The organism is Microcystis sp. BLCC-F209 (genome assembly GCF_041928595.1).
In the GTDB taxonomy this organism is placed as follows: Bacteria; Cyanobacteriota; Cyanobacteriia; order Cyanobacteriales; family Microcystaceae; genus Microcystis.
The window spans coordinates 1-4360 of sequence record NZ_JBHFLL010000102.1 but is presented as its reverse complement, the minus strand read 5'-3'; the positions used below and the strand labels follow the sequence as shown (position 1 = coordinate 4360).

The following is a 4360-nucleotide window of genomic DNA, read 5'->3' as shown; positions in this document are numbered from 1 at the left end:
AAAATAGGCTTTTCGAGGGTAATTCTTGTTTTAATTCTCCATGTACGCAGTCTTTAAAAGCCTCTATTTCGTTCCAAGACACGATTAAGAGTGGCTTTTAGGCTAAGTATAATTACTTATCGCGTAAGTGAGATGCTCCCTCTCCCCCATACCTGTTAAACCGGATTTAGTATCAGAGCGATCGCTAGATAAAAGGTTAAGTAATGTTAAGATCATAATTCTTCATGAAGAAAGAGCATGATCGCCGAGTAACTGTAGTCAAAAATACCAAATTTTGCCCCAGTCACAATACAGTAGGGATCAAGCGCATTCGATCGAAGCAGGAATTTTCTCCCCAGTATCTATGAATCAATCAGAAAGTTGCGGTAAGGTCTATCTAGTCGGTGCGGGTCCCGGAGATCCCGGTTTGTTGACCTTAAAAGCGAAAGTTCTCCTAGAAAATGCCGATGTTGTCCTCTATGATGCCCTAGTTAGCCCCTCGATTCTAGCCATGATTAACCCCCGGGCCGAACAAATCCATGCGGGTAAGCGTCGCGGTCGTCATTCTCTAGTACAGGAGGAAATCACCGCTTTACTGATCGATAAGGCCCGGACTAATGCCGTGGTTGTTCGTCTCAAAGGGGGCGATCCCTTTGTTTTCGGTCGCGGGGGTGAAGAAATGCTCGATCTGATCGCGGCTGGAATTAGCGTCGAGATCGTGCCGGGGATCACTTCAGGAATTGCCGTGCCTGCCTACGCCGGTATTCCCCTCACCCATCGCGATTATAGTTCTTCCGTTACCTTCGTCACCGGCCACGAGATGGCGGGTAAATATCGTCCTCAAGTTAACTGGTCAGCGATCGCCCATGGTGCGGAAACAATTGTTGTTTACATGGGTGTGCATAATTTACCCTATATTATCGGGGAGTTAACCAAGGCCGGCAGAAGTCCAGAAACACCGATCGCCTTGATTCGCTGGGGAACAACACCGCAGCAACAGCAGTTAATCGGTACTTTCACTACGATTATGGACCAGATCGAAGCCACCGGCTTTGAGTCCCCAGCGATCGCTGTTATCGGGGCAGTGGTGAACCTTCATGATCTCTTACAAGCGGGACAACCTTTGCTATCCAGGACAATCCCCCCTACACCCATTTCTCCCTGATTCGGTTCCCATGCGTCAATATCAAAAATCCCTGACGATTACCACCAGTCCCAAGAATTTCCATCGTCTGACTGCCCCCATAGAAGCGATCGTGGCTGAATCGGGCATAACGACGGGATTATGCAGTATATTTGTCTGTCACACCTCCGCTTCTTTGCTGATCCAAGAAAATGCCGATCCCGATGTTCTCACCGATTTGGCCAATTTCTTCGCCAAGTTAGTGCCGGAAGATAGCAGTCTCTACTATCACTCTACCGAAGGGCCAGACGATATGCCCGCTCACATTCGCTCGGTGCTAACCCGGACATCGGAACAAATCCCGATCGCTAGAGGTAAATTAGTTTTAGGCATCTGGCAAGGTATCTATCTCTGGGAACACCGTCAGAGTCGTCACCAAAGGCAAGTGGTGGTTCATATCACCGGGGTCTGAAGCGTTGCGTATAGTTTTGTAATAGAAACTTTACTCGTACCCCTCATCGGAGTAAGATTTTTTCCGTGTACGATCAAATTGTTCGCTTTTTGAACAAAGAACTTCATATTTCGTAACAAAAGGAAACAATTTATGCGAAAATTGTTCGCTCTGGCCCTGGTGCTATCTCTCTGGTTCACCTTTGCCGCTCCAGCGTCGGCTGATTTGTCCAATCTGACCCCTTGTAGCGAAAATCCCGCTTTCCTACAAAAAGCGAAGAGTTTCCGCAACACCACTCCTGACCCCGAATCGGGAGCCAAACGCGCTCAAACCTACTCCCAAGCTCTCTGTGGACCCGAAGGCTATCCGCACCTAATTGTTGATGGTCGTTGGGATCACATGGGCGATTTCTTTATCCCTAGCATCCTATTCCTGTACATTACCGGTTGGATCGGTTGGGTTGGTCGGGCCTATTTAATCGCCGTGCGCGACAGCAAAGATGCCGAAATGAAGGAAATCATCATCGATGTTCCCCTCGCTTTGAGCAAAATGTTAACGGGGTTCCTCTGGCCGTTGGCGGCTTTACAAGAAGCCACTTCCGGTAAATTGACCGTTAAGGATTCGGAAATTACCGTTTCCCCTCGTTAATTTTTGTGTCAAACCCTTGACTTTTTATTCCCTAGGAGAACTCAGATGGAAGGACTTACTAAATTTCTCTCGTCCGCACCCGTGTTAATTATGGCGCTGCTGACTTTCACCGCCGGGATTTTAATCGAATTTAATCGCTTTTATCCCGATCTCTTATTCCACCCGCTAGGTTAAAGCCAATCTCAGGTGATTAAAGGGGATACAGAGTCCACTGTATCCCTTTTTAATGGCAACGATCGGAGGGACTGGGGGAATATTAAGAAAAGAAAGGCACTGGAGACGACAGGCTCTAAAAATCGATAAGATACAGGTGTCTGCAACCACAGAGGTGGGACAAACCATGCTGTTAGATAGAGATTTGATGCTAGGAAAGCGTCTGCGGTATCAAGAATTACAAGAAAAATTAAAAGAGATTTGGCAGGGAGAAAACGTTCCCGAATCCGATGAATGCGATTATGATATCCTCGTTGTCCCTTCTTTTAGTATCGATCAGAGAGTCGGTCAAAAAGTGGCGGGTTTTTTACATTACGAAGAAAGATTATTATTTTCTCTGATTCGGTTGCGACATCCGAAAACTCGTTTAATCTATGTAACAGCGCAGCCACTTTCGCGGATGGTGATTGATTATTACCTGCAATTGTTGCCTGGGATTCCTTTTTCCCATGCTAATAATCGTCTGTTATTACTGACAACTCACGATAACTCTTTTCAACCTTTAACTCAAAAAATTCTGGAAAGACCGCGCTTAGTAGCAAGAATCCGGCAAGCGTTGCGTCGAGATCGTGCCTACATGGTTTGTTTTAATTCTACTAATTTAGAGCGAGAATTGTCTTTACAATTAGATATTCCTTTATTTGCCTGTAGTCCAGACTTATTGTATTGGGGTTCTAAAAGTGGCAGTCGCGAGATTTTTGGTCAAGGCAATATTCCCCATCCTGACGGTAGTTTACAGGTAAATACGGTCAAGGATTTGTTATACGAAGCCGCTAGTTTGTGGTCGCGGCAACCGCAATTAAAACGCATGGTAGTTAAGTTAAATGAGGGGTTATCAGGAGAAGGAAATGCGGTTTTAGATTTACGTCCTTTAGGGGAAATTGTTGATAGTAACAGTCTAGATTTAAGCGAGAGAATTAATCTCTTGGCTAAACTATTAGACAAGATTAGTTTTCAAGCAAGCGATGAAAATTGGGAGAGTTTTTCTGGCAAAATTGCTGAATTAGGGGGAATTGTCGAAGCTTTTATTGAAGGGGAAGAAAAGCGATCGCCGAGTGTGCAAGGTTATATTACACCGACGGGAGAAGTGAAGATTCTTTCCACTCACGATCAAATTTTAGGGGGTCCCGATGGTCAAATTTATCTGGGTTGTTATTTTCCTGCCGATGAAAATTATCGCCTACAATTACAGGAATTAGGTCTAAAAATAGGGGAAATTCTGGCAGCAAAGGGAGCAATTGAACGCTATGGAGTTGATTTCGTCGCTGTTAAAAATCCAGAAACTTTAGTCTGGGATTTACAGGCGATCGAAATTAATCTGCGAAAAGGAGGAACTACCCATCCTTTTATGACTTTAAAGCTTTTAACTAATGGTGAATACGATCAAAAAACTGGATTATTTTTCAGTCAACCTCACCAGGAAAAATACTATATTGCCTCCGATAATCTCCATAAACCCCAATACAAAGGTTTACTTCCCGATGATTTAATGGATATTATTGCTAAACATCACTTGCATTTTGATAGTAGCAGTAAAACAGGAACAGTTTTTCATCTCATGGGTGCGCTGTCAGAATTTGGTAAATTAGGGTTAACTTGTATCGGCAATTCTAGTGAGGAAGCGGCGGCAATTTATCAGCGTGTGGAACAGGTTTTAGATTGGGAAACAGAGCATAGTTCTATAAATTTAGGTTATTGTTCTGGATTACCGATCACTTGGATATAACTAGACTGATTTACTGGCTGTAATTTTTTGTTTCAGAGATTTAACCGACATTCCGCACATCTTCATATACCTTTATATACAGAAGTGTTGAACGTGGAAAAAAGTGGTACAAAATTTGATATTATAGATAAGAAAACAAAGTAAATGTACACCAATAAATGTGAATAAGCCATGCTAACAATTTTCCCAAAACTAATGAAAGAGCTTCTCAAGCCACTCC

The 4360-nt window shown here is 43.9% G+C and carries 5 protein-coding genes; all 5 read left to right on the top strand.

The features are described 5' to 3' along the window. The first annotated feature begins 343 nt into the window (after positions 1-343). The 5 genes from cobA (at position 344) to ACE1AQ_RS06560 (ending at position 4140) form a co-directional block, all read left to right on the top strand. Complete coding sequence (gene cobA, locus ACE1AQ_RS06580) at positions 344-1144, top strand: uroporphyrinogen-III C-methyltransferase (RefSeq protein WP_008201141.1); 801 nt, start codon at positions 344-346, stop codon at positions 1142-1144. Between the two features lie 10 nt (positions 1145-1154). Next, positions 1155-1574 (top strand): secondary thiamine-phosphate synthase enzyme YjbQ, encoded by a 420-nt coding sequence (locus ACE1AQ_RS06575; protein WP_008201139.1) that lies wholly within the window; start codon positions 1155-1157, stop codon positions 1572-1574. Positions 1575-1706: 132 nt separating this feature from the next. Next, entirely contained in the window at positions 1707-2201 is a 495-nt protein-coding gene (locus ACE1AQ_RS06570) for a photosystem I reaction center subunit III (RefSeq protein ID WP_002748906.1), read from the top strand. A 45-nt stretch (positions 2202-2246) separates the two neighbouring features. Then, positions 2247-2375, top strand: coding sequence for a photosystem I reaction center subunit IX (gene psaJ, locus ACE1AQ_RS06565; RefSeq protein WP_002738148.1), 129 nt, complete (start codon positions 2247-2249; stop codon positions 2373-2375). 166 nt (positions 2376-2541) lie between these two features. Further along, positions 2542-4140: a peptide ligase PGM1-related protein gene (locus tag ACE1AQ_RS06560; protein WP_008201133.1), complete on the top strand. Its 1599-nt coding sequence runs from the start codon at positions 2542-2544 to the stop codon at positions 4138-4140. The last annotated feature ends 220 nt before the right edge of the window (positions 4141-4360 follow it).

What these genes read in the sequence shown, in the direction of transcription:
- ACE1AQ_RS06575 (WP_008201139.1), top strand. Translation starts at nt 1,155, where the DNA reads ATGCGTCAATATCAAAAATCCCTGACGATTACCACCAGTCCCAAGAAT.
- ACE1AQ_RS06560 (WP_008201133.1), top strand. Translation starts at nt 2,542, where the DNA reads ATGCTGTTAGATAGAGATTTGATGCTAGGAAAGCGTCTGCGGTATCAA.
- cobA (WP_008201141.1), top strand. Translation starts at nt 344, where the DNA reads ATGAATCAATCAGAAAGTTGCGGTAAGGTCTATCTAGTCGGTGCGGGT.
- ACE1AQ_RS06570 (WP_002748906.1), top strand. Translation starts at nt 1,707, where the DNA reads ATGCGAAAATTGTTCGCTCTGGCCCTGGTGCTATCTCTCTGGTTCACC.
- psaJ (WP_002738148.1), top strand. Translation starts at nt 2,247, where the DNA reads ATGGAAGGACTTACTAAATTTCTCTCGTCCGCACCCGTGTTAATTATG.